We start from the raw sequence: 22,540 nt of genomic DNA, 5'->3' as shown, positions 1-22,540 counted from the left end.
GCTGGTGCTCATGGGCGATCCGCCTTCGGCTTCTCGCTGGTCATGCGCGGGTCACGGGCCGTCCTGTTGCATCGTTGCCTCCCACAACCCGCGGCCCAGAGCCGACAGGCTCAAGGTCTGTTTCTCCACCCGTGCGACGAGTGGCCCACGCGTTGCGTTCTTGATGGCCCGCAACACCATGGGCTCGGCCATGAGCACCTCGTAGTCCGCCTTCTTGGACGGGTCCTCCTGGCCGGTCTCGACCAACCCAAGAGATAGCAGATGGCCGACGTATTGCGGGACCATATTGGGCAAGGCGACGTTGGCCGTGCGGCCGATCAGGCAGGCGTTTTCCAGCACGGCGCCGCCCGAGGTGCGCGACCTGGAGTAGACGTTGACCAACGGCGAGGCCGCACCTTCGGACAGTGCGCCGATGATGCGCGCTTCGTCGGCCACCAGCTGGTCCAGTAGCCGGTGATACAGCTCGGTCTGGCTGCCGACGGTGCTCTGGTCGAGGGCGCGGTCGAGCAGCTTGCCCATCTTGTCGTGCAGGGACTCGGTATCGGCCGGTGTGGCCGACGGCACCGTGCGCGACGGCGCCTCCAGCGCTTCCAGCCGGTTCTTGACCAAGGTGGCCAGTTGCTCTTCGCCCCACGTCGCGAGCTTGAAACCCACCTTGGCCGCATCCATGGCCCGGTCCGCGATGCCGAACGGGTCGAAGCGCTTGGGCACGACCGGTCGCCGCCGCGGCGTCCGCAGGATCACCGCGAGATCGCCCACCGGTGTGGTCAGCCGAAATGCGCGGCGCTCATGGCCTTCGCGGTTGGTCGGCTGGTCGTCCGTGATGTCCGGGTCGGCTCCCGACTTCGATATTTCCTGTGACACCGTCACCCTTCCGCACCCCTTGAGTTGTTGGCACGGTACCGGACACCCCTTCGTTACTGCGGAGGCAGCAACGGCGGGCGGCACACGTTGCCCACCGGGTCCCACCACCAGCCGTTGTCGCACGCCAGCGGCGTGGTGGCGATGGCCGGCCGGCAGGTGTTGGCCACCGGGTCCCACCAACCGTCGGTGCAATTCGGGACCAGCGGTGCCTGGCACACATTGGCGACGGGGTCCCACCACTGGCCGCCCGCGCAGTCGGCGGAGCCGATGGCCGGGGTGACGGCGGCGGTGAACGCCATGGGGAGAAATGCTGCCGCGGCGATGACGGACAACCTGCCGGCCGCGCGCTTCACGGTCTTGTGCATGGACACAGACCTTAGCGGCCGATGGTGGCCTGACCTGCCGAATCGGTGGCTCAAACGCCTCGTGCGGAGGGCGGTTCTCTTGAGCTTCGGGGGGTGCACCGACCGCCACCGACTGCGCCGGGGCGAGCGCACAGAAAAATCTGGCTGTGACGAAAAAACTCGCAGGAATACCGATCCCTGGGCGGGTGTCGATACGTCATACCAGTAGCAGCGAAACCAGAATCGATACCGAGCCGGAAGGGGATGTGGGCCATGCGCAAGCGGCGAGCGGCGGTGTACGAAGTCCGCGATCGTCTCCATGACGGGCGCTGCCGCCTGGTGTGTTCGGATGAGATCGTCCCGACGGTGTCCGTCTGGCTGGCCGAACTCGGTGTGCAGACGCCGTTGGTCGACGACCTGGCCCGGGCGGTGTGCGAGGGCGACTGGGCCGCCGCGCACGCCGTCGGCGACATGCTGGGCGTCGACATCTCGCTGGCCGCCTGAGCGGGGTCCACCTCAATCGACGAAAAGGGCCAGATCCGGCCGGCGTTGATAGCTGCGGCAGCTACGGGACGCTGACAGTTACACCAGCTCGCGCAGTCTGTGCCCGGCGCGTCCCGAGTTTCGTACGCGTCTCCTACGTCTCCTCGCGCAACCACCTCAACAGATCCAAATATGATTGCGCGGCAACACTTTTGGATTGGATATTCCAAAATTTTGACTCTACGTTCGATCGCATGACCTCTCACATGACCGGTTCGACTGCTCTCGTAACGGGCTCCACCAGCGGGATCGGCTCGGCGATCGCGCGAACTCTCGCCGACCGAGGCGCCGCCGTACTGGTGTGCGGCCGGGATGCGCCTCGCGGCGCAGAGGTCGTGGCTGACATTCGACGCGACGGCGGTCGAGCGGATTTCGTCAAAGCCGATCTCGCCGGCGGCGCGGAGGCGGCGATGGAGTTGGCCCGGCGCGCCCAGGAGCTCGCAGGTGGAACCATTGACATCCTGATCAACAACGCTGCCGTGGGCAGTGTGGCATTGACCGCTCAGTTTCCCGCCGACGAGTTCCATACCGTCATGGCGACCAACCTGGCAGCCCCTTACTACTTGGTGGCCGCCCTGGCGCCGGGAATGGCCGCAACGGGGAAAGGCGCCGTCGTCAATGTCTCCAGCATCGCCGGCCATGTGGCGTTGCCGGGTATGTCCGTGTACGGGGCAACCAAAGCCGCGCTGGAATTCCTCACGAAGAGTTGGGCTGCTGAGTTCGGTCCGTCCGGAGTGCGGGTGAACACGGTTGTGGTCGGACCGACGAGGACGCCTGGATCCGCCGCCCTCGGCGAAGGGCTCGACATACTTGCCGCGCAGGCACCAACGGGTCGAGTCGCGGATCCGCGCGAGATCGCTGCCGCCGTCGCCTTCTTGGTGAGCGACTCGGCGAGCTTCGTACAAGGTGCAGCACTCGCCGTCGACGGCGGACGCACCGCCGTGTAGTGCACCGTCCCAAGCCGACAGACACATCTGCCAATCAAAGAGCGGTGAGAACAATGACGACAGCGACGCCAGCGAGCCAAACGGTCCACGACGCTACCTACGACCTGCTGCGAAAGTTGGGATTGACGACAGTGTTCGGCAACCCCGGCTCGACAGAGCAGACATTCCTGCAGGACTTTCCCGACGATTTCACCTACGTGCTGGCTTTGCAGGAGGCTTCGGCGCTGGCAATGGCCGACGGTTTCGCTCAGGCGACCGGCAAGGCGGCACTGGTGAATCTGCACACCGCCGCCGGCACTGGTAACGCGATGGGAAGTCTCGTCGCGGCATTTCGGGCCAACACCCCGCTCATTGTCACCGCAGGCCAGCAGACCCGCGAAATGTCCTTGTGCGACCCGTATCTGAACAACAGGGATGCCACGACGATGCCGCATCCGTGGGTGAAGTGGTCCTTCGAACCCGGGCGAGCACAAGACGTACCGGCCGCGTTCATGCAGGCATACGCGATAGCGACGCAGCCGCCCATGGGTCCGGTTTTCCTCTCGATCCCGCTCGATGACTGGCATCAACCGGCGCTCGGTCCTGCCGTCGTGCGAAGTGTCAGTCACCGCGTCGGCCCGGACCCCGAACGTCTGCGATGCTTTGCTGACCGCATCAGCCGAGCCACGAATCCGCTGTTGATGTTGGGACCGGAGGTCGACCGGGCCGACGGCTGGGCCGCCGGAGTTGCATTCGCCGAGAAGCTGGGCGCGCCGGTGCGCGGTAGCGCACTTGCCGACCGCACGTCCTTCCCCGAGGACCATCGGCTTTACGCGGGCTCGATGCCCATGACGATCGCCGAATGCAACCAAGTCATGAAGGGACACGACCTCGTGGTCGTCATCGGTGCTCAGGTGTTCCGCTACTACCCCTACATCGCGGGCGAGTACCTGCCCGAAGGTACTGAACTACTGCAGATCACCGCCAGCCCCCATCTGGCATCCGTTGCGCCAGTGGGTGATAGCGCGGTCGGCGATGTCCGGATCGCGTTGGAATGCCTCCTGGAGATGGTCGATCCGCCGCCGGGCCGGGCCGCGCCCGCGCCCTTCAACCGAGACCGAGCGGTGAAGGCGTCCGCGCCATCGGAGTTGTTGACCGCCGACGAGGTGTATGCGACGTTGGGCGCCGTTCGACCCGACGATGCCGTCGTCGTGATGGAATCGACCTCGACGATGGCCGAGATGCAACAGTGGCTGCCCACGACCCGGACTGCCAGCCATTTCTCCACCGGCAGCGGCGGCATCGGATGGGGCGTACCCGGCGCCGTCGGGGTGGCCCTGGGCAATCGGGCCCGCGGAGCTGAACGGCCTGTCATCGCCACCATCGGTGACGGGTCATTCCAGTACTCGATCCAGGCGATCTGGACCGCCGCTCAGCACAAACTGCCGATCGTCTTCGTCGTGCTCCGCAACGGCGCGTACGTCGTCCTGAAGTCGTTCGCACTGCTGGAGAACACCCCGCGGGTACCGGGGTTGGACCTACCGGGGCTTGACATCGCCGCGTTGGCCACCGGGTTCGGGTGCCGGGCGGCCAACGTGGAGTCCACCGAGGAACTCGCCGCCGAGGTCGAGGCCGCCCTCCGGGCCGGTGCCCCTACCGTCATCGTGGTCCGGACCCAGGCAGAACTACCCCATCTGGGCTGACCGATACCAGCCGGAGCGCTCGAAATGTGTGCCATTGAGGTCACCCACACCGGTGGGCCCGACGTGCTGGCCCGCCGCTTGACATGATGCGTACGCTGTACCTATATCTCGAGTCATGGGCGGAGACGACGTGTCGGACCGTCCGGAGAGGCGGCGGACGGTGCGGGACCCCTTTCGCCCCAGACGAGAACGGCCCGAGTTCCGCGGCCTCACTCATCGGCGGGCACCCATGTCGTCATGACCGGGCACTCGACAGAATTCACTCCGAAAGGGCAGCGGACCCGCCAGCGCATCGTGGAGGCGGCTTCGCGAATCATCGGCGTCCGGGGTATAGCGCGGATGACCCTCGAGGACGTCCGTGCAGAGGCGAGGGTCAGTAGCTCACAGATCTATCACTACTTCGCCAACCGGGAATCCCTACTGCTGGCGGTCGTTGACGTCGACGGCCAAGAGGCCAGTGCCGACCCCATGATTGGCGACTTCACGTCGATCGATGCAATGCGGGCGTGGTGCTGTGAGTTGGTCGATCGATACCGAAGGACGTTGCACCACAACGGATGCCCAATCCTGGCGCCGGGAAGTGCAGTCCTCGACGACAAGCTGTACGTCTATGCCGTCGAACGACTTGGGCAATTTGAACGCGATGTTCGCGATGGGTACCGCGCGATGCTCCAGAGCGGGGAGTTGAACCTCGATGTCGATGCGGACAATCTGGCCACCGTAACGGTGGCAACGCTGCTTGGCGGCGTGGTACTCAGCCAGTTCCAACAAGATTCGGCTCCCTTGGAACGCGCAGTCGACGCTGTCCTCGAGCGCCTCGACTGTTGTCGCTGACAGAAACGGCGGAGACCTGGATATCCTTTCAGCGCGACCGTAATCCGTTGACAACCAGGGATTGCGCGGTGGCGATAATGTCGTGAAGTCTCTGCGGGTCGGTCACGTTCCGGTCAGCGCGCCAACGTAGCGAAAGAGCGCCGTCCATCATCGCCCACAAGGCGACTGCGGCATCGGCCGGATCTATCGAGGACGTGAAGCTGCCGTCAGCTATCCCGGCGGCCACCAGCTCGGCCAGCGTGGCCATTTGTTCGTCGATTTTCGCGGCGATGGGTTGCAGCGCGCCAGGTTCATTGGGCGGGTTGCTGAGCACCTCGAAGTGGTGCGGCCGTTCCTGGGCGAACCGGACGTATGCCGCCACCACGGCCGTGAATCGATCTAACGGCGTTCCTTCAACGGCGAATGCTGCATCCATGTAGCGGCGGTTGTCCTCTACCGCGCGTTCGGCGACGGCGACCAACACCTCAGGGCGACGCCCCACCCGGTTGTACACCGTCTGTAGGGCGACATCGGCGCGCTCAGCGACGGCGTCCACGGTGATGGCATCCACGCCGCCTTCGACGAGCAACTCCTCTGCCGCGTCGAGGATCGCCTCCCGGTTGGCGGCAACCCGGCGGGCGGTGCGGGTATCGCTGCCTCGAACCACCGGCGTCACATTACTAGCTCCGGAAATGGAGTACACTCCAACAGTGGAATCAATTCCATAAATCTCCGTCTACGTGAATGCGAGCCGATGATGAGCACACCTCCTGTTGTCTACTACCGCGACCAGCGGGCATGGCGCGACCTGCAGGCATTCCTGCCTGAACGGCTGCGCCTGACCGAGGCGAACAGTCCTGCCGAAGAGTTCTGGGAGTGGCGCGGGCACCACGTTCATCTGGATCGCTACATCAATCCCGATGCGCCCGCCAAGATCGTGTTGCACCACGGCGTCGGGACCAACGGTCGGCAGATGAGCCTGATCGTCGGTGCCCCATTGGCGGCACGCGGATTCGAGACGGTCGCTCTGGACAACCTCGGGTACGGACTCACCCAGGTTCGGCCGGGAGCCGTGGTCTCCTACGACGATTGGGTCGACCTCGTCGTGGACTTCCTGGCCTACGAACAGTCTCGCGACGACCGGCCGATCATCCTCTACGGACTGAGCGCCGGCGGCATGCTGACGTATCACGTGGCCGCCAAGGCTCCCAAGGGAACGTTGCGGGGCATCGTGGGCATGACGTTCCTCGATCAGCGTGTCCAGAAGGTGCGCGACCAGACGTCTCACGACGTGCCCACGTCGCGTATCGGGATGCCGGTGATGGAGTTGCTCGCTCACACCCCGGCAGCGCGAGTAAAGATCCCGATGACCGTGGCGTCGAAGATGTCGGCGCTGACCAATGATCCTCAGGCACTGAAGATCATGATCGCCGACCGGACTTCGGGCGGGAACTGGGTGCCGATCCGCTTCCTCGCGAACTATATGAGCTACACCCCGGCAGTCGAACCGCGTGACTTCGACGCGTGTCCGGTACTGCTGACTCAACCGGCCGAGGACCGTTGGTCGCCACTGGAGTTCAGCCAGCCGGTCATATCGCAGATCACCCGCGTGCCGGTGCGAACAGTCATGCTGACCAACGCGGGGCACTATCCGCTCGAGGAGCCGGGTCTGACCCAGATGCAGGACGCCATCGCCGAATTCGTCACGGCGAACTCGGGCGCCCGCCCGGCATGAGCCAGCTGCCGAGCTATGACCGCACCCCGGGTGCAGGACCGACGCTGGTGTTCCTGCACTACTGGGGTGGGTCTGCGCGGACCTGGGACGCGGTCGCCGAGTGTCTCGTTGGCCGCGACCTGCTGGCAATCGACTTCCGCGGCTGGGCCCGGTCTCGGGCGCTGCCGGGACCCTACTCGTTGGCGCAGTGCGCCGAGGATGTGGCGGCGATCTTGGCCGCGGAGGTAGTGACCGACTTCGTCGTCGTCGGGCACTCGATGGGCGGCAAGGTTGCTCAATTGATCGGTGCCACGCGCCCGCCCGGTCTGCGCGGGTTGGTTCTGGTGGCGCCGGCTCCGGCGGCGCCACCGCCTGGCATCACCCCGGACTACCAGCAGACGCTGTCGCACGCATACGACACCGTTGACTCCGTCGACCACGCCCGAGACCAAATCCTCACCGCGACAGTGCTATCCGCGGTTGCCAAGGCGCGAGTCCTTGCCGATTCCGGCTCCGGTGCCGATGAGGCGCGCGCGGAGTGGCCGTTGCGTGGGATTGCGGAAGACATCGTGGCTGACACGCAACGCGTACAGGTCCCCGTGCTGGTGGTCGCCGGGGAAAAGGACATCGTCGAACCCGTTGAGGTACTGCGCAACCATCTGCTGCCCTACCTTGCCCGGGCGAGCGTTGTCATCGTCCCCGCGACCGGTCACCTGATCCCGCTCGAACGGCCCGCCGAGCTCGCCAACCTGATCATCGAGTTCGTGACAACACTGTCCCCGTCCGAGCACCCGCGGTCATGACGTCCTTTGCCATGCGGCGGTCGGGCGATCGTTCCACCCGGCGCCGTCGATGAGGTCGATCCAGGTGGCCGAAGCATTGCCGGGCGATAGCAGGCCGAGTACGTGCGCCGGAAAGCTCAGGGGAGGAGCCTTGGCGGAGTTGCGTTCCGCCTGCCGGGCAATGATTTCGGCGAGTGCGTATCCGAGGTCGTATCGGGGCCAGGTGGCGTGCACGCGCTCGGCGTACCCGTCGGGAAGCGCATGACGCATCGCGCCGACGATGTCGGTGGAGATGCCGATGTGCGCGGCGGCGGGGATGGGCCCGAACCGGTGGGCCAATCCGACACTGGTGTGCAGCGCGATGGCTGTCCACGCGGTCTCGATCCGTGTGGCGTCAAGGTCCTGCGCTCGAAGGAACAGCGCAGCGGCGTCGGCCCCATCGACCTCGAAGCGCTGGTCGGTGTTCGCATGCTCAGTGGCGCCGAGGTCGTGCAGGATGCAGGCCAGGAAGAGCAGTTCGTCGTCATGGTCGTCGGGTGGCCCGTTGACCACCAGCAGCTCTCGGGCGAACAGATAGCTACGGACGGTGTGGTTGTAGATGCAGTCGGGAGAAACGTCGTGAACCAACTTGCGGGCCGCGGTCGCTACGGCGGAGTCGGGCAGGCCGAAGTGTTCGGCCGCGGTGTCGTCGGGGATGCTCACGAGGGCCCTTCGTCGGAGGCTGGTCCCTTGATTCTGCGACGTTGCGGTCGAATCAGGCGAGTGGCCAGCTGGCCATCTAATGTAAGGATCTGGCCAGATGATCATCTGCGTTCTTGGATGTGAGCAGGTCCTGGGCTTCGAGTTGATGATGCCTGGGCAGGTGTTCGGGATGGCCAATGTGGCGTTGGCTGAGGAGCCGTCCGAACCGCCGCGCTATGACGTTCGGATCGCTGCGGCCGGCCGTGCTGTCAGCACGACGACGGACTGGGGCGCGGTCGACATCCGGACCCACTTCGGTTTGGACGAGGTCGCGACCGCCGACGTCGTGATCGTGCCGGGGACGCGGGACTTCCTCGATCGACCCGATCCCGAGGTGGTCGAGGCGCTGCGAGCGGCCTTCGCCGCGGGAGCCCGCATCGGGTCGGTCTGTGTCGGTGCCTTCACCCTCGCCGCGGCAGGATTGCTCACCGGCAGACGCGCCACCACACATTGGCAATGGGCCGGGGAGCTGGCCCGCCGTCACCATGACGTCGAGGTCGATGCCTCGGCGATGTTCATCGACGACGGTGACATCCTGACCTCGGCCGGGGGCGCGGCCGGCCTCGACCTGTGCCTGCATCTGATTCGCCAAGACGCTGGGTCCGACCTCGCGGGCCGCACCGCCCGGCGGCTGGTGCTATTGAGCTGGCGCGACGGTGGCCAGACGCCTTTCATCGAACCCGCACGGCCGCAGAACGATTCGCATCCTCTGTCGGCGACGATCCGGTGGATGGCGGACAACGTGCTCGAACCGCTGGATCTGGAGAGCATCGCCGGCCACGCGTCGATGAGCGTGCGCAGCCTCAACCGACACTTCCGCGAGCAGCTCGGAACGACGCCCATTCAGTTGCTCCTGCAGATGCGCATCGACCGCGCCCGCCGGCTGCTGGAGTCCACCCGGCTGCCGATGGACCGCGTGGCAGAACAAGCCGGATTCGCCTCCCACGCCGCACTGCGCTACCACTTCGTCCGCAGCGTCGGAGTCCCGCCGCTGAGATACCGCTCCAGTCACGCCCCAGTGGACTGACAGGGCGGCGATGCGTTCGATTCAAGGTATTTCAGCGTGGGTCGCAGCGCTGCCTGTGCTTGCGGAAGTCGGTAGTCGAACTGGTACTCGTGGCCGAGGCCGGCGCCGGAACCCGTCCAGAACAGCGTGTCGGCGCGGACGCCATGCGCGGCGAGCGCCTCGGCGAACTCCTTGCTCTGCCCTTCGAAAGGATCGTCGTCCCCGACCGTGATGAAGGCCGGCGGGAAGTTGTGGGTGAGGTGCTGCGCGGTGGACAGCTCGTCGATGAACGGTGCCCGCAGCCAATCATGGTGGCCGGTGTAGGCCCACAGACACGTACGGAGGGCGGGGAATCCGCTCGACTTCACCGTGCACATGTCGTAGAACCCGCAGTACAGGACGACTCCGAGCAGCTGCCCGTTGCGCAGTGCTGGGTGGATGGAGACCCGTCGGGCCAGGGTGGGATTGGTCTGCATCGCTGCGAGTTGGCTGGCGATCTGTGCTCCGGCCGAGTCGCCGCCGAGAAAGATCCGGGTGGGGTCGCCGCCGTAGGAGGCGATGTGAGACGCGATGTAGGCAAGCGCGGCGTTTCCCTGGATGATCGGGACCGGATACCGAGCGCCCGGCGCCAATGTGTAGTCCAGGCACGCAACCACGTACCCCTGGTCAGCGATCATCGCGGCGAAGTCGGCGACACCGGCAGCCGAGTTGGCGATGAAGCCGCCCCCGTGCACCCACAACACCACCGCGCACGCATCGGCGCCCACCGGACTGTAGATGGACAGCCTTGCCGCGGGCGCCAATTCGGCAGTTATTGCGACGGTCGGCCACACGGTGACCCGCTTCCGGATCTCCGCGATGGTGGGTGGCGGTGTGACGGACCGGCGGGATTCGAACAGTGCTCGCACTATCCGCGAACCAGGCCACACCCAGGTGCGACACCAGCTGATGGGCGCGACGGTCGACCCGGTCATGAAAACAGAGTAACACTAGGGTTTGTAGGACCACGGCAGACAAGTTGACACAGAGAAGGACTATGAAGGCAAGAGCCGCAAAGGATTTGTTCGCGTCCACGTCGGGGTTTTGGTGGGGGCTAGCCGCGTTGACGGTGCTGTGTGCAAGCGCTGGGCTGGGCTTCTTGTTGAAGTCTCGGGTTCTGGCACCCCGGACGCTCGACGACGCCATGAACTTCATGAGTGTGATCACCGCGTTCCTCACCACGACAGCAGCCATCGTGATGGGGTTATTCATCAACGCAGCGAAGAGTTTCGTCGACGCTACCGCCGACCATTGGGCGCTTTACGCAGCACAGTTGATCCGGCTCGACCAGTGCTTGCGTAATTACGGCCCGGAATCCGAACCGATGCGCCATCGACTGCAGAGCTTTACCGCTGGCGCGATCGCCAACTGTTGGCGGACCCAACCGGGTCCGCGTGGCGTCAGTTATCCGGACGTGGGTGCCATGTCTCGTGAGCGCGCCGGGCTGGTGCTCAGTGAGCAGTTGAACCGCATCAAGTTGGACATCCTTCGACTTGAACCCAGCGACACGGCGCGGCAGAAGTTGGCAGCGGACTGCTTCGACCAGTATCAGGAATTCGCCCGAGCTCGATGGGCATTGCTTCTGGGCCCCCGGAACTCGATACCCTCTGCATTCCTGATAGTGCTCCTCTTCTGGCTGATGATCATCTTCGTATGCTTCGGCCTGCGTGCCCCGACGAACGCCGTCGCAATCATCATGATCGGTTTATGTGCAGTGACTCTCAGCAGCATGCTGTTCTGGATCGTCGACATGGTGAACCCATACGAAGGGATCTTTGACATTTCCAGCACTAATTTGCGCAACGTGCTGAAGATCATGCTCCAGCACAATGAGAGCTCATCACCCCTGCGACCCGATCAGGGCTTGCAGGACGGCGACGAGCCGGCCGAGGTCGGCCACGACGTCGAGGTCATCGTCGATCAGTGAACGTAGTTGTAAGCCATCGGCTGCGGCGATCAAAATCCTCGTGATGAACGTCAATCTGTCGACATCGCCGAGCGCCTGGGCTGGAGAGGTCAGCGAATCCGGTTGCACAAGAAGCATTTTCTCAATGTCCTCGGTCAGGGTCTTGAAGTGCTCGGTGAAGTAACGGTGCGGTGGTCGCTGCGGGTCGGCGGCGGTCGCGGCCATCGCCACGTACAGACGTGACAGACCCGGCGTCTGCACTTGCAGCCGGACGGCCTCGAGCAGATCCTCGATCGGCTTGCCGACGTCATAGGTCTGCCGATAGACCCGGTCACGCTCGGCCAAAATCGCAGTGAACAGCGCTTCGCGGCTGCCGAAGTAGTGCAAGAGGCCCTGTTCGCTGAGGCCCACCCGCGCTGCGATCGCCTTCATCGACGGGCCGGCGCCATCGTGCTCGTCGTAGGCCGCCAGCGCCGCGGTGAGGATCTCTCCGCGTTTTAGGACGCCCTTGGCGTAGGGGCCTCGGCCTTCTTTGGCAGTCATGACAGCAAATCTACAGCGGTTCATTGAAAACCTAGTGATACTCTGTTTTTATGACCGCGCTATCCAGCGACACCTTCCCGCCCGGGTTCTTGTGGGGCACCTCCATCGGCGCGCATCAAAGCGAGGGAAACAATCTCGCCAGCGACTGGTGGGCCCTCGAGACAGCTGCTGACAGCCCCATCGCGCAGCCGTCCGGCGATGCCGTCGACGGCTACCACCGCTGGAACGAGGATCTCGAGCTCGCCGCCGGTGCCGGCATGCACGATTTCCGCTTCGGTATCGAGTGGTCGCGCATCGAACCCGCCGACGGCCGCCTGTCCGTCGCCAACGTGCAGCACTACCGGCGAATCGTCCAGCGCGCCGACGAACTCGGATTGCGGCCGCTGCCAACACTGCATCACTTCACCCTGCCGATGTGGTTCTCCCGTTCCGGTGGCTGGCGACGACCGGATGCCATCGACCGCTTTCTGCGCTACGTCGACGCCGTGGCTCCGGTGCTCGAGTGCGGCGTCGAGCGGATCGAGACGATCAACGAGCCCAACATCGTTGCGGTGCTTGCTGCCGGGGCGACCGACTTGTCCGCTGGATTGCCCGTGCCGGACCGGCAGATCAGCGCCGTCATGCTCGAGCTGCACGACGCCACGCGGCAACACCTGAAGCGCAACCATCCGTCGGTGCTGACCGGGTGGGGTGTCTCCGTTCAGGACTACCAGCCCGACCCCGACGCCCAATCGCTGGTCGCCGACTACGTCCACCCTCGCGACGAGGTCTTCCTGCAGGCATCCCGCGGCGACGATTGGGTGGGGGTGCAGGCCTACACTCGCGGCCGAATCAAGAACAGCGACGGGCACGCCCAGGTCTATCTCACCCCGGGAGCCACGCTGACCCAGACGGGCTGGGAGAGCTATCCCGACGCATTGGGCGGAGCCGTCCGCAGAGCGGCGCGCGTGGTTGGCGACGTGCCGATCATCGTCACAGAAAACGGCATCGCCACCGCAGACGACGACGAGCGAATCCGCTTCACCACCCAAGCACTTCAGGCACTGCGCGCAGCCATGGACGACGGCGTCGACGTACGCGGCTATCTGCATTGGAGCCTGCTGGACAACTATGAATGGGGAAGGTGGGAACCAACATTCGGCTTGGTCGCCGTCGACCGGGCCACCTTCGCCAGGCACCCCAAACCCTCCCTGGCGTGGCTCGGTGCCCTCGCCCCCACACCGGGCTGAATGATGAACGGCCGATTGTCGCGGGGCGCGTTCTTGGCAACATGTGGCCAGAAGTCGCTGGCTACTACGACCATCGCGCGGCACAGTGGAGGAACGGCAGCCGCGACGACGTGGGCCATCACCGTCGGCGATCCCCGGGCCCCGATAGCACTTCGGTCCGATCCCGATCCCGATTCCCAGAGAGGAACATGATGTTTCAGTTCTTGATTGCCCTGAGTCCCGCGAACAGTTCGATTTTCAAGGTCGACATCGCCGATGGAACCGCGTCGGTATTGATCAGCGGTGTCGGAGACTTCCCCGATGGGGTAACCGTCGGACCGGATAAGTACTTCTATTGGACCAATATGGGAGCGCCAACCGTCATTGACGGACATTCGCCACCGAAGTCCGACCGGGATCTGGAGTTCTATACGAAGAACGCTTCGATCGAACGTGCATCGGTGGACGGTGGGGATCGCGCGATGGTGCTGCCGGTGGGCAGCTTCGTCACGGGGAAACAGGTGACCGGCGATTGGCGTGCGGGGCGGCTGTATTGGTCGGATCGCGAGGGCGCGGCGGTTCGCAGCGCCCGGCTCGACGGCTCCGACCTGCGCGCCGAGGTCATCGTTGCCACCACCGACGAACAACGCCGGCAACTGCGGAATCAGTGCGTTGGGGTGGCGGTGGACGAGGTCAACGGCTATCTGTACTGGACTCAGAAGGGACCGCCGAAGGGTAACGACGGCCGGATCTTTCGGACCGCGCTGAACCCGGGCGATGAAGACCCATCGGATCGCAGCATCGAAGTGCTGTGGTCGGGGCTGCCCGAGCCGATCGATCTCAGTCTCGATCTCGCTGAGGGCACGCTCTACTGGACAGACCGGGGCGCGCCACCGCTCGGGAACACTTTGAATCGCGCGAACATCCCCGCCGCGGGTCAGCCAGGCGGAGATGTCACGCAGCTGTCGGCTGGATATCACGAGGCGATCGGACTCGCCGTGGACAAAGAGGCGGGGACCGTCTACATCGGCGATCTCTCGGGCGAAATCAGAGCGATCAGCCTCGACGGCACCGGCGAACGCACGGTGGCAAAAATACCGGGTGGAATAACCGGTATTGCTGGGCTTTGATGCGCCTGAATCTGCTACCGCCGTTCTCGAACGCAAATCCGTCAGATGCACGACGTTTACTCGGCTAACGCTCAACCGAAAGAAGCAACATGACATACTCCCCGCCCAAGGATTTGACGGGACGCGCAATCACGGTTCTGGGATCGGGAACCCTCGGCAGACGGATCGCGCTGACATTCGCCACCCAAGGTGGTCACGTCAAGCTTTATGACGTATCCCAGCCGTCGTTGGATTCGGCCAAGGATTTCATCGACGAACACCTTCCCAAGCTGCTTGACACGCGCCCGGGATCGACGCCAGCTACCCTCGAATACCTCACCGACCTACCGTCGGCGTTGAGCAACGCCTGGTACATCGTCGAGTCGGTGCCAGAGATCCAGTCGCTGAAGATCGACCTACTCGGGCAGATCGACGAGCTCGCCGATGCTGACGCGATCATCGGCACGAACTCTTCCTCGTTCATGAGCAGCGAGCTCATCGGCAAGGTGAAGAACACCAAGCGCGTGCTGAACACGCATTACGGGCAACCGCCCGAGTTTCCGCAATTGGAGATCATGACCGATGGCCACACCGACGAGCGCATCTTCGATGTTCTGACCGAAGAACTGCCCAAATACGGGTTCGTCACTGCCGTTGCCAGAAAGGAGAGCGTTGGCCTCATCATCAACCGCGTATGGGCGGCAATCAAACGTGAGTCGCTCGCCGTCGTGGCCGAAGGCGTCGCCACACCGCAGGATTTCGACAACATCCTGGTGGCATCAGGGCTTCAGATCGGCGTGTTCCGCCTCATGGACCGCGTCGGCCTCGACGTCGCACTCGACATCGAAGGAAACTATCTCAAGCATTTTCCCTACATTCCCACCGAGTCGCGCGACTTGTTGAAGGAATACGTCGACGCCGGAAAGTTGGGAGTCAAATCGGGAAAAGGCTTCTACGACTATGCAACATAACCGTGCGGAATTGACCGCGAAGTAGGACGTGATACCCCTTCTCGATGATGACGACCGGGAAAGCAGACATGAACTCAATAGAGGCAGACGTCATTGTCATCGGCGGAGGGCCCGCCGGAGTCGTGGCGGCGGCCCGCGCCGCCGATCTCGGTGCTCGGACTGTCATGGTCACTGCACACGGGATCGGCGGGATGGCCGCCGACGACGGTCCAGTACCCGTACGGACGCTGGCTCATGCCGCGCGCCTCATCCGCGATGCCCGGCAACTCGGCGCCTACGGCATCAGGGTGAGTGACCCCGTCCTCGACTACCCGCTCCTGCTTACCCGCGTCCGGGAGGTCGGCGATGACGTGCGTGGCCACTCCGCACTGAGAGAACAAATCGAAGAAAAGGGCGGTGTGGTCCACGAGCACGTGGGATTGACGCAATTCATCGATGCGCAGACCGTGGTCACCGAAAGTGGACTGCGGCTCAGCGCCGATAAATTCATACTCTGCACCGGTGGCGTGAGCAAGAAATTACCGATCGCCGGATATGAACACACGCGCACACACAGCGACGCGTGGGGGTTGACCGAGGTGCCCGCATCGATGATCGTCATCGGCGGTGGATCCACGGGAATTCAAGTCGCTTCGATATTCAACAGTTTCGGGACTCGGGTCCAAGTGTTCGAGGCGTTGCCCAACATCCTGGCTGCCGAGGACCGCGAGATTTCGTCAGCAGTGGCTGCAGCGTTCAGACAAGCCGGCGTAATCGTCAACGAAGGCTTCGGTGCGATCGAGTCGTTCGACAAGACCTCGACGGGTGTGCGCATGAATTTCTGCAAAGACTCTCACAGGCAAAGCGCCGAGGCTGCCCTGATCGTCGTCGCGGCAGGATGGGGCGCCGATACCGACGGCATGAACCTTGAGGCAGCGGGAATTGCTGTGACACAACGCGGATTCTTGGCAGTCGATGAATATCTACAGTCGTCGGCCCCCACGGCATTCGCCGCTGGTGACGTCACGGGACGTCTGCTGCTCGCGTCGGAGGCCATGCGCGACGGTTTCATCGCAGCGACCAACGCCGTAAAAGGATCACGAATGACGGTGCGCAGTCATGTGACTCCCACCGGGAGCTTTACCGATCCCGAGTACGCCTCGGTTGGTCTCACCGAACTCAAAGCGCGTGAGAACCATGACGTCGAAACGGCAATCGTCGACTACGCCGCACTCACCCGCGCGATCATCGACGGACAAACGGTGGGCTTTTGCAAGCTCATCGTCGACCGCACCACCCATGACATCCTGGGCTGTCACGTCGTGGGACAGCGAGCGGTCGAGATTGTTCAGGTTGCCGCCCTCGCGCTAGCAGCGGGCATGACGAAAGTCGATGAATTGGCACAGGTTTCAGTGTCATTCCCCACCTACGCGCAGATACTCATCCTCGCAGCAGTCAAGGCAGCACAACAGCTCAACATCGACATCGGCTGGCGCACAATGCAATCCGGATAGCTCCAAGCCACGTTCGACTTCATGCTTTGCCCGGCGCAGATCGCGCCGAATGAGACGGCGACATCCGCCAGAACGGTGACAGATCCATGACAGCACGACACCAGAAACCACGGTCATGACCGGACCGCTGTATTACACGGCAATGGGCAGCTCCTTCGGGGCCGGACCCGGGCTGCGGCCCCGCGTGAAACCAAGCCCCTTACTGGCCGGACGATCGATGATCAACTACGCCCACTTGATGGCCAACCGCATGTTCCTCGAACTCACCGATGTCACCTTCTCCGGTGCATCCATCGGCGACATCCTGCGCGAGCGTGACTGCCCCCGCGATCCGCAGCTGGCATCCGTTACCGACCGGACATCGCTGGTGACGATCACCTGCGGAGGCAATGACGTCGGCTACGGGCTGGGCCTGACCCTGCCCAGCTTGCCGCGCCCCCTGGGATGGGTGCTCGGTGCGCGCGGGCGCCTCAAGGACTTCACCGACCCGAAGAGCCTCGACGACCGGTTCCGCCGGCTCGACGAAGATCTTGTCTCGCTCATTACGGAGGTGCGCGACCGTGCGCCGCACGCACGCATTGTCATCGTCGGCTACCTGACCATTCTGCCGCCCGACAGCGTCCCGACCGATCCGCTGCCCGCGGCGGTGGCGGCATGGGGACGTGAGGTCGCACAAAGGCTCTCGAGTACCATGCGCGCCGCCGCGGCCCGCGGCGGCGCCGACTTCCTCGACGTCGCGCAGAACTCCCTCGAACACCATGCATGGTCTGCCGACCCCTGGACCAACTCGTTCCATTACACGTTTCGCGGCGGCGCGTCCTATCACCCGACGGCGTCCGGAATGCGTGCCGTCGCCGGAATGCTGGAAAAGCACCTCGAAGCGAGGGGATGGCCCGCCACCGGAGTGGACCCGCGCGACGCGTAGCGAACTTTCGCCCACGGTCCCGAGGCTCCGCCTCGTTTCACCGTTCGTCCTTCGGCAAGGATGCGGTCGAAGGGAACTCGCGTCGCGCTCCGATCTGAGACGAGCTCAACCCCGCAGCTATCGATGCGATGGACACGCCACAGCGCGCACCCTCGAACCACAGATCGGCTCCGACCGCCAGATCGAACCGTCCAGAACTCATGCGGCTGCAACGCCGACCGTGATCGTCGACGTTCCAGACAACGGGGTACGCAAGTCCGTCGCTCATCGCGACAGCCAAAGCTGCTCCAACAACGCAGTCATCGCCGCCGAACGAGTGACGACGCGTCCGTCCTGCGACGTTGGTAAGGATCTGATCGATGGTCATGCGGTCCGCCGCGACCGCGGACACACGCTCGGATGCGGCACGGTCGACGAATTGGGATCGCTTCGCCAGGCTCAGAAAGCGCACGTTGCTCAGCTCCGTAGGGTCGGTGCCCGACCACACCTCGTGCTGCCATCCACGCTCTCGGCACACGCGGTCGGTCCACTTCAGGACGTCGATCACCTTCGGCTTCTTCATCATTCGTTCGGGCTTCACGTCGACCACGGTGAAGGCGCCGTTCCGATGCTGCAGCAGTAGATCGGGAACGTGACGGCGGAACGTTGACCCGTCGTACCCGCGCATCCAGAGGCGCTGAGCGGCCATTCATGCGACGGCCGGGCAGAAATCGGCAAGCAGAAGCCGGTCGCGTTCCAGCAGGCTCTCGTAGACCAGATGCGCCCGAGTCGTCGAAGACCAGTACAGGCCCGAGTAGTTCGGTTGTCCCGCCCGCGACACCGGAATGCGTACTGGCCGGCCGCGCACCACCCGGTCGGCATCGACGCGGCCGGAGTCCACCGTGACCGGCTCACCGTCGTCGGCGATGTAACTGACTTCGGCTGCTGCACCCCTGGCGGATGTCACAACCTGACTGTGCCCGACGCCGACACATTGATGACTTTCCGCCACGCATCCGACAACTAAATGACAATCCGACAAGTTATGCGGATTCCTACAGATATCGGGGCGCGGGAACAAAACGGCGAGGAGCCCCGTTGACCCAATCGACAACTTGAGTGCATCAGACTCAAGTCTGGCTTGACAGGCAACCGCCGGCAGGTGCAGGCTTGAGCGAGGTTCACTCAGATCCTTTCAAGCCAATCAGGAGGCAACCACTATGGCTCGTGCGGTCGGTATCGACCTCGGGACCACCAACTCCGTCGTCGCAGTGCTGGAGGGTGGCGACCCCGTCGTCGTCGCCAACTCCGAGGGCTCCCGGACCACCCCGTCGGTCGTCGCGTTCGCGCGCAACGGCGAGGTGCTGGTCGGTCAGCCCGCCAAGAACCAGGCGGTGACCAACGTCGACCGGACCATCCGTTCGGTGAAGCGGCACATCGGCACCGACTGGACGGTCGCGATCGATGGCAAGGACTACACCCCCCAAGAGATCAGCGCCCGCATCCTGCAGAAGCTGAAGCGGGACGCCGAGGCGTACCTGGGCGAGGACATCACCGACGCCGTGATCACGGTGCCGGCGTACTTCAACGACGCCCAGCGTCAGGCCACCAAGGACGCCGGCCAGATCGCCGGCCTCAACGTGCTGCGTATCGTCAACGAGCCCACCGCGGCCGCCCTGGCCTACGGGCTGGACAAGGGCGAGAAGGAACAGACCATCCTGGTCTTCGACCTCGGTGGCGGCACGTTCGACGTCTCGCTGCTGGAGATCGGCGACGGTGTCGTCGAGGTCCGCGCCACCTCCGGTGACAACCACCTCGGTGGTGACGACTGGGACGACCGGATCGTCGACTGGCTGGTGGAGAAGTTCAAGGGCACCAGCGGCATCGACCTGACCAAGGACAAGATGGCCATGCAGCGGCTGCGTGAAGCGGCCGAGAAGGCAAAAATCGAACTGAGCTCCTCGCAGAGCACCTCGATCAACCTGCCCTACATCACCGTCGACGCCGACAAGAACCCGCTGTTCCTCGACGAGCAGCTGACCCGCTCGGAGTTCCAGCGCATCACCCAGGATCTGCTGGACCGCACCCGCAAGCCGTTCCAGTCGGTCATCAAGGACGCCGGCATCTCCGTCTCGGAGATCGACCACGTCGTCCTGGTCGGTGGTTCGACCCGGATGCCCGCGGTGACCGACCTGGTCAAGGAATTGACCGGTGGCAAGGAGCCCAACAAGGGCGTCAACCCCGACGAGGTGGTGGCCGTGGGCGCCGCACTGCAGGCCGGCGTGCTCAAGGGTGAGGTGAAAGACGTTCTGCTGCTTGACGTCACCCCGCTGTCCCTGGGCATCGAGACCAAGGGTGGCGTGATGACCAAGCTCATCGAGCGCAACACCACTATCCCCACCAAGCGGTCGGAGACCTTCACCACCGCCGACGACAACCAGCCGTCGGTGCAGATCCAGGTCTTCCAGGGTGAGCGCGAGATCGCCTCGCACAACAAGCTGCTCGGCTCCTTCGAGCTGACCGGTATCCCGCCGGCCCCGCGCGGTGTCCCGCAGATCGAGGTCACCTTCGACATCGATGCCAACGGCATCGTGCACGTCACCGCCAAGGACAAGGGCACCGGCAAGGAGAACACGATCCGCATCCAGGAAGGCTCCGGCCTGTCCAAGGAAGAGATCGACCGGATGATCAAGGACGCCGAGGCGCACGCCGAGGAGGACCGCAAGCGTCGCGAGGAGGCCGACGTCCGCAACCAGGCCGAGTCGCTGGTGTACCAGACGGAGAAGTTCGTCAAGGACCAGCGTGACGCCGAGGGTGGATCCAAGGTTCCCGAGGACACCTTGACCAAGGTGGACGCCGCGATCGCCGAGGCCAAGACGGCCCTGGCCGGCACCGATATCGCCGCCATCAAGACGGCGATGGAGAAGCTGGGCACCGAGAGCCAGGCCCTGGGCCAGGCCATCTACGAGGCCACCCAGGCCGAACAGTCCGCCGGCGGTGAGTCCGGTGGTTCGTCCGCCGACGACAACGTGGTGGACGCCGAGGTCGTCGACGAGGATCAGGAGCGCAAGTGAGTCAGGACGATTCGCACGAGCCGGTGACCATCACCGACAAACGGCGCATCGACCCGGTCACCGGCGAAATCCGTGAGCAGGAGCCGACCTCCCCGGAGGAATCCGGGGAGGCGGCCCCCGCCGACGCGTCCGCTGGGTCGGGGGCGAGCGAAGCGACGGGAAAAATCGCCGAGCTGACCGCCGATCTGCAGCGCGTGCAGGCCGAGTTCGCCAACTACCGCAAGCGCGCGATGCGCGACCAGCAGGTCAGTGCCGAGCGTGCCAAGGTCGCCGTGATCACCCAGCTGCTGGGTGTGCTCGACGACCTGGACCGGGCCCGCAGCCACGGCGACCTGGATTCCGGCCCGCTCAAGGCGGTCGCCGAGAAGCTGGTCAGCACGCTTGAGGGACTGGGGCTTTCGGCCTTCGGCGCCGAGGGTGACCCGTTCGACCCGGCGCTGCACGAGGCCGTGCAGCACGAGGGTGATGGGTCGAACCCGGTGATCGGCACCGTGATGCGCCAGGGCTACAAGGTCGGCGATCAGGTGGTGCGCCACGCGATGGTCGGGGTGGTCGACACGGTCGAGGATGCCGTCAATGCCACGCCCGGCGCAGAACAACCCGCAGAATCAGAGAACTAGCACCGGAGAGGAGGTGACGCATGGCCCAGCGTGAATGGGTCGAGAAAGACTTCTACAAGGAGCTCGGCGTCTCCTCCGGCGCCACCAAGGACGAGATCAAGCGCGCCGCGCGCAAGATTCTCGCCGAGAACCATCCGGACCGGAATCCCGGTAACAGCGCCGCCGAGGAACGCTACAAGGCGGCCTCCGAGGCCAAAGAGGTGCTGACCGACGACGCCAAGCGCAAGGAGTACGACGAGACCCGTCGGCTCTTCGCCAACGGCGGATTCGGCCGGCGCTTCGGCGGCGGCGGTGGTGGTAATCCGTATGGCGGCGGTGGCTTCAGTTCCGACGGTGCCGAGTTCAATCTCGGTGACCTGTTCGACCAGGCCGGCCAGGCCGGCGGTGCCAATATCGGCGACCTGTTCGGTGGCCTGTTCGGCCGGGGCGCACAGCAGCCCAGGCCGAGCCGGCCCCGCCGGGGCAACGATCTGGAGACCGAGACCGAGCTGTCGTTCATGGAGGCCACCAAGGGCGTGGCGATGCCGTTGCGGCTCACCAGCCCGGCCCCGTGCACGAACTGCCACGGCAGCGGGGCGCGCCCGGGTACCAGCCCGAAGGTCTGCCCGAACTGCAACGGTGCCGGGGTGATCAACCGCAATCAGGGCGCGTTCGGATTCTCCGAACCGTGCACCGAATGCCGCGGCAGCGGGTCGATCATCGAGCACCCGTGTGACGAGTGCAAGGGCACCGGGGTGACCACCCGGACCCGCACCATCAACGTCCGGATCCCACCGGGCGTCGAGGACGGTCAGCGCATCCGGCTGGCCGGTCAGGGTGAGGCGGGGTTGCGCGGCGCCCCGTCGGGCGACCTGTATGTCACCGTGCATGTCCGGCCGGACAAGGTGTTCGGCCGCGACGGCGACGACCTGACGGTCACCGTTCCGGTCAGCTTCCACGAGTTGGCCTTGGGCACAACACTTTCCATTCCGACGCTGGAAGGCAAGGTGGGGGTGCGGGTGCCCAAGGGCACCTCGGACGGCCGCATCCTGCGGGTGCGGGGCCGCGGTGTGCCGAAGCGTTCCGGTGGTCACGGCGACCTGCTGGTGACGGTGAAGGTGGCGGTGCCGCCGAACCTGGAAGGGGAGGCGGCCGAGGCGCTGGAGGCCTACGCCAAGGCGGAGCGGGCCAGCGGCTTCGATCCGCGTGCGGGATGGGCGGGGAACCTGTGATGAGCGCTTGCGCGAAGAACATGGAG

24 protein-coding genes are annotated in these 22,540 nt (G+C 64.6%); 16 read left to right on the top strand and 8 right to left on the bottom strand.

The window, feature by feature from the left end; translation table 11 throughout:
* Positions 1 to 51 precede the first annotated feature (51 nt).
* Positions 52 to 870: an Abi-alpha family protein gene (locus AWB94_RS03050; RefSeq protein WP_307188214.1), complete on the bottom strand. Its 819-nt coding sequence runs from the start codon at positions 868 to 870 to the stop codon at positions 52 to 54.
* Between the two features lie 47 nt (positions 871 to 917).
* Positions 918 to 1,217 carry a hypothetical protein gene (locus AWB94_RS03045; RefSeq protein ID WP_165605380.1) on the bottom strand — a complete coding sequence of 100 codons (300 nt, stop codon included), beginning with the start codon at positions 1,215 to 1,217 and terminating at the stop codon, positions 918 to 920.
* Positions 1,218 to 1,481: 264 nt separating this feature from the next.
* On the opposite strand from AWB94_RS03045, the gene AWB94_RS03040 reads away from it, so the two are divergent.
* The 4 genes from AWB94_RS03040 to AWB94_RS03025 all read left to right on the top strand — a co-directional run bounded on the left by AWB94_RS03040 (position 1,482) and on the right by AWB94_RS03025 (position 5,214).
* Positions 1,482 to 1,712, top strand: coding sequence for an Rv2628 protein family (locus AWB94_RS03040; protein ID WP_409365990.1), 231 nt, complete (start codon positions 1,482 to 1,484; stop codon positions 1,710 to 1,712).
* Positions 1,713 to 1,945: 233 nt separating this feature from the next.
* Positions 1,946 to 2,698 carry an SDR family NAD(P)-dependent oxidoreductase gene (locus tag AWB94_RS03035; protein ID WP_084395381.1) on the top strand — a complete coding sequence of 251 codons (753 nt, stop codon included), beginning with the start codon at positions 1,946 to 1,948 and terminating at the stop codon, positions 2,696 to 2,698.
* 53 nt (positions 2,699 to 2,751) lie between these two features.
* A complete protein-coding gene (mdlC, locus tag AWB94_RS03030; RefSeq protein WP_062658709.1) occupies positions 2,752 to 4,380 on the top strand; it encodes a benzoylformate decarboxylase in 1,629 nt (542 codons plus the stop codon).
* A gap of 237 nt (positions 4,381 to 4,617) precedes the next feature.
* The gene (locus AWB94_RS03025; RefSeq protein WP_062658708.1) at positions 4,618 to 5,214 is read left to right on the top strand and encodes a TetR/AcrR family transcriptional regulator; all 597 of its coding nucleotides are present in this window, start codon (positions 4,618 to 4,620) and stop codon (positions 5,212 to 5,214) included.
* Between the two features lie 28 nt (positions 5,215 to 5,242).
* Here AWB94_RS03025 and AWB94_RS03020 read toward each other — a convergent pair whose 3' ends face one another.
* Complete coding sequence (locus AWB94_RS03020; protein ID WP_234811594.1) at positions 5,243 to 5,896, bottom strand: TetR/AcrR family transcriptional regulator; 654 nt, start codon at positions 5,894 to 5,896, stop codon at positions 5,243 to 5,245.
* A 54-nt stretch (positions 5,897 to 5,950) separates the two neighbouring features.
* On the opposite strand from AWB94_RS03020, the gene AWB94_RS03015 reads away from it, so the two are divergent.
* Entirely contained in the window at positions 5,951 to 6,928 is a 978-nt protein-coding gene (locus AWB94_RS03015; protein ID WP_062658707.1) for an alpha/beta hydrolase, read from the top strand.
* A complete protein-coding gene (locus tag AWB94_RS03010) occupies positions 6,925 to 7,710 on the top strand; it encodes an alpha/beta fold hydrolase (RefSeq protein WP_062658706.1) in 786 nt (261 codons plus the stop codon). The genes AWB94_RS03015 and AWB94_RS03010 overlap by 4 nt, the downstream gene beginning before the upstream one ends.
* Here the strand turns inward: AWB94_RS03010 and AWB94_RS03005 are convergent.
* Positions 7,705 to 8,391, bottom strand: a complete 687-nt coding sequence (locus AWB94_RS03005; RefSeq protein WP_062658705.1) for an HD domain-containing protein — start codon at positions 8,389 to 8,391, stop codon at positions 7,705 to 7,707. The genes AWB94_RS03010 and AWB94_RS03005 overlap by 6 nt on opposite strands.
* 97 nt (positions 8,392 to 8,488) lie before the next feature.
* On the opposite strand from AWB94_RS03005, the gene AWB94_RS03000 reads away from it, so the two are divergent.
* Positions 8,489 to 9,457: a GlxA family transcriptional regulator gene (locus AWB94_RS03000; protein WP_062658704.1), complete on the top strand. Its 969-nt coding sequence runs from the start codon at positions 8,489 to 8,491 to the stop codon at positions 9,455 to 9,457.
* On the opposite strand, the gene AWB94_RS02995 is transcribed toward AWB94_RS03000, so the two are convergent.
* On the bottom strand, positions 9,439 to 10,410 hold the full coding sequence (locus AWB94_RS02995) for an alpha/beta hydrolase (protein ID WP_084395379.1): 972 nt from the start codon (positions 10,408 to 10,410) through the stop codon (positions 9,439 to 9,441). The genes AWB94_RS03000 and AWB94_RS02995 overlap by 19 nt on opposite strands.
* A 62-nt stretch (positions 10,411 to 10,472) precedes the next feature.
* On the opposite strand from AWB94_RS02995, the gene AWB94_RS02990 reads away from it, so the two are divergent.
* The gene (locus AWB94_RS02990) at positions 10,473 to 11,402 is read left to right on the top strand and encodes a bestrophin-like domain (protein WP_062658701.1); all 930 of its coding nucleotides are present in this window, start codon (positions 10,473 to 10,475) and stop codon (positions 11,400 to 11,402) included.
* Here AWB94_RS02990 and AWB94_RS02985 read toward each other — a convergent pair.
* Positions 11,316 to 11,924, bottom strand: coding sequence for a TetR/AcrR family transcriptional regulator (locus tag AWB94_RS02985; protein WP_062658700.1), 609 nt, complete (start codon positions 11,922 to 11,924; stop codon positions 11,316 to 11,318). The two genes, AWB94_RS02990 and AWB94_RS02985, sit on opposite strands and share 87 nt — an antisense overlap.
* A 50-nt stretch (positions 11,925 to 11,974) precedes the next feature.
* Here AWB94_RS02985 and AWB94_RS02980 point away from each other — a divergent pair, with 50 nt between their 5' ends.
* The 5 genes from AWB94_RS02980 to AWB94_RS02960 all read left to right on the top strand — a co-directional run bounded on the left by AWB94_RS02980 (position 11,975) and on the right by AWB94_RS02960 (position 17,630).
* Positions 11,975 to 13,153 carry a family 1 glycosylhydrolase gene (locus AWB94_RS02980; RefSeq protein ID WP_062658699.1) on the top strand — a complete coding sequence of 393 codons (1,179 nt, stop codon included), beginning with the start codon at positions 11,975 to 11,977 and terminating at the stop codon, positions 13,151 to 13,153.
* 191 nt (positions 13,154 to 13,344) lie between these two features.
* Positions 13,345 to 14,262, top strand: a complete 918-nt coding sequence (locus AWB94_RS02975; RefSeq protein WP_062658777.1) for an SMP-30/gluconolactonase/LRE family protein — start codon at positions 13,345 to 13,347, stop codon at positions 14,260 to 14,262.
* 89 nt (positions 14,263 to 14,351) lie between these two features.
* Entirely contained in the window at positions 14,352 to 15,212 is an 861-nt protein-coding gene (locus AWB94_RS02970) for a 3-hydroxyacyl-CoA dehydrogenase family protein (RefSeq protein WP_062658698.1), read from the top strand.
* Positions 15,213 to 15,256: 44 nt separating this feature from the next.
* Complete coding sequence (locus tag AWB94_RS02965) at positions 15,257 to 16,705, top strand: dihydrolipoyl dehydrogenase family protein (protein ID WP_084395377.1); 1,449 nt, start codon at positions 15,257 to 15,259, stop codon at positions 16,703 to 16,705.
* 115 nt (positions 16,706 to 16,820) lie between these two features.
* Positions 16,821 to 17,630 carry an SGNH/GDSL hydrolase family protein gene (locus tag AWB94_RS02960; RefSeq protein ID WP_064961361.1) on the top strand — a complete coding sequence of 270 codons (810 nt, stop codon included), beginning with the start codon at positions 16,821 to 16,823 and terminating at the stop codon, positions 17,628 to 17,630.
* A gap of 37 nt (positions 17,631 to 17,667) precedes the next feature.
* Here AWB94_RS02960 and AWB94_RS02955 read toward each other — a convergent pair whose 3' ends face one another.
* Together AWB94_RS02955 and AWB94_RS02950 are read right to left on the bottom strand one after the other, a co-directional pair.
* A complete protein-coding gene (locus AWB94_RS02955) occupies positions 17,668 to 18,318 on the bottom strand; it encodes a hypothetical protein (protein ID WP_084395376.1) in 651 nt (216 codons plus the stop codon).
* A complete protein-coding gene (locus AWB94_RS02950; RefSeq protein ID WP_084395375.1) occupies positions 18,319 to 18,576 on the bottom strand; it encodes a hypothetical protein in 258 nt (85 codons plus the stop codon). It lies immediately after the preceding gene.
* Between the two features lie 253 nt (positions 18,577 to 18,829).
* Between AWB94_RS02950 and dnaK the strand changes: the two genes are divergently transcribed.
* The 3 genes from dnaK to dnaJ are packed head-to-tail and all read left to right on the top strand — an operon-like array spanning position 18,830 to position 22,514.
* A complete protein-coding gene (gene dnaK, locus AWB94_RS02945; protein ID WP_062658694.1) occupies positions 18,830 to 20,683 on the top strand; it encodes a molecular chaperone DnaK in 1,854 nt (617 codons plus the stop codon).
* Positions 20,680 to 21,303, top strand: coding sequence for a nucleotide exchange factor GrpE (gene grpE, locus AWB94_RS02940; protein ID WP_062658693.1), 624 nt, complete (start codon positions 20,680 to 20,682; stop codon positions 21,301 to 21,303). The genes dnaK and grpE overlap by 4 nt, the downstream gene beginning before the upstream one ends.
* Positions 21,304 to 21,323: 20 nt before the next feature.
* A complete protein-coding gene (dnaJ, locus tag AWB94_RS02935; protein WP_062658692.1) occupies positions 21,324 to 22,514 on the top strand; it encodes a molecular chaperone DnaJ in 1,191 nt (396 codons plus the stop codon).
* Positions 22,515 to 22,540 lie beyond the last annotated feature (26 nt).

The sequence above is a fragment of the Mycolicibacterium canariasense genome (assembly GCF_002101555.1).
In the GTDB taxonomy this organism is placed as follows: Bacteria; Actinomycetota; Actinomycetes; order Mycobacteriales; family Mycobacteriaceae; genus Mycobacterium; species Mycobacterium canariasense.
This window is presented reverse-complemented; position numbering and strand designations above follow the sequence as displayed.

Coding starts and splice junctions, on each gene's coding strand:
- dnaK (WP_062658694.1), top strand. CDS start 18,830: ATGGCTCGTGCGGTCGGTATCGACCTCGGGACCACCAACTCCGTCGTC.
- AWB94_RS03025 (WP_062658708.1), top strand. CDS start 4,618: ATGACCGGGCACTCGACAGAATTCACTCCGAAAGGGCAGCGGACCCGC.
- AWB94_RS02955 (WP_084395376.1), bottom strand. CDS start 18,318: ATGGCCGCTCAGCGCCTCTGGATGCGCGGGTACGACGGGTCAACGTTC.
- dnaJ (WP_062658692.1), top strand. CDS start 21,324: ATGGCCCAGCGTGAATGGGTCGAGAAAGACTTCTACAAGGAGCTCGGC.
- AWB94_RS03035 (WP_084395381.1), top strand. CDS start 1,946: ATGACCTCTCACATGACCGGTTCGACTGCTCTCGTAACGGGCTCCACC.
- AWB94_RS02960 (WP_064961361.1), top strand. CDS start 16,821: ATGACCGGACCGCTGTATTACACGGCAATGGGCAGCTCCTTCGGGGCC.
- AWB94_RS03000 (WP_062658704.1), top strand. CDS start 8,489: ATGATCATCTGCGTTCTTGGATGTGAGCAGGTCCTGGGCTTCGAGTTG.
- AWB94_RS02990 (WP_062658701.1), top strand. CDS start 10,473: ATGAAGGCAAGAGCCGCAAAGGATTTGTTCGCGTCCACGTCGGGGTTT.
- mdlC (WP_062658709.1), top strand. CDS start 2,752: ATGACGACAGCGACGCCAGCGAGCCAAACGGTCCACGACGCTACCTAC.
- AWB94_RS02970 (WP_062658698.1), top strand. CDS start 14,352: ATGACATACTCCCCGCCCAAGGATTTGACGGGACGCGCAATCACGGTT.
- AWB94_RS03040 (WP_409365990.1), top strand. CDS start 1,482: ATGCGCAAGCGGCGAGCGGCGGTGTACGAAGTCCGCGATCGTCTCCAT.
- AWB94_RS02995 (WP_084395379.1), bottom strand. CDS start 10,410: ATGACCGGGTCGACCGTCGCGCCCATCAGCTGGTGTCGCACCTGGGTG.
- AWB94_RS02985 (WP_062658700.1), bottom strand. CDS start 11,924: ATGACTGCCAAAGAAGGCCGAGGCCCCTACGCCAAGGGCGTCCTAAAA.
- AWB94_RS03015 (WP_062658707.1), top strand. CDS start 5,951: ATGAGCACACCTCCTGTTGTCTACTACCGCGACCAGCGGGCATGGCGC.
- AWB94_RS02980 (WP_062658699.1), top strand. CDS start 11,975: ATGACCGCGCTATCCAGCGACACCTTCCCGCCCGGGTTCTTGTGGGGC.
- AWB94_RS03010 (WP_062658706.1), top strand. CDS start 6,925: ATGAGCCAGCTGCCGAGCTATGACCGCACCCCGGGTGCAGGACCGACG.
- AWB94_RS02975 (WP_062658777.1), top strand. CDS start 13,345: ATGTTTCAGTTCTTGATTGCCCTGAGTCCCGCGAACAGTTCGATTTTC.
- AWB94_RS02965 (WP_084395377.1), top strand. CDS start 15,257: ATGATGACGACCGGGAAAGCAGACATGAACTCAATAGAGGCAGACGTC.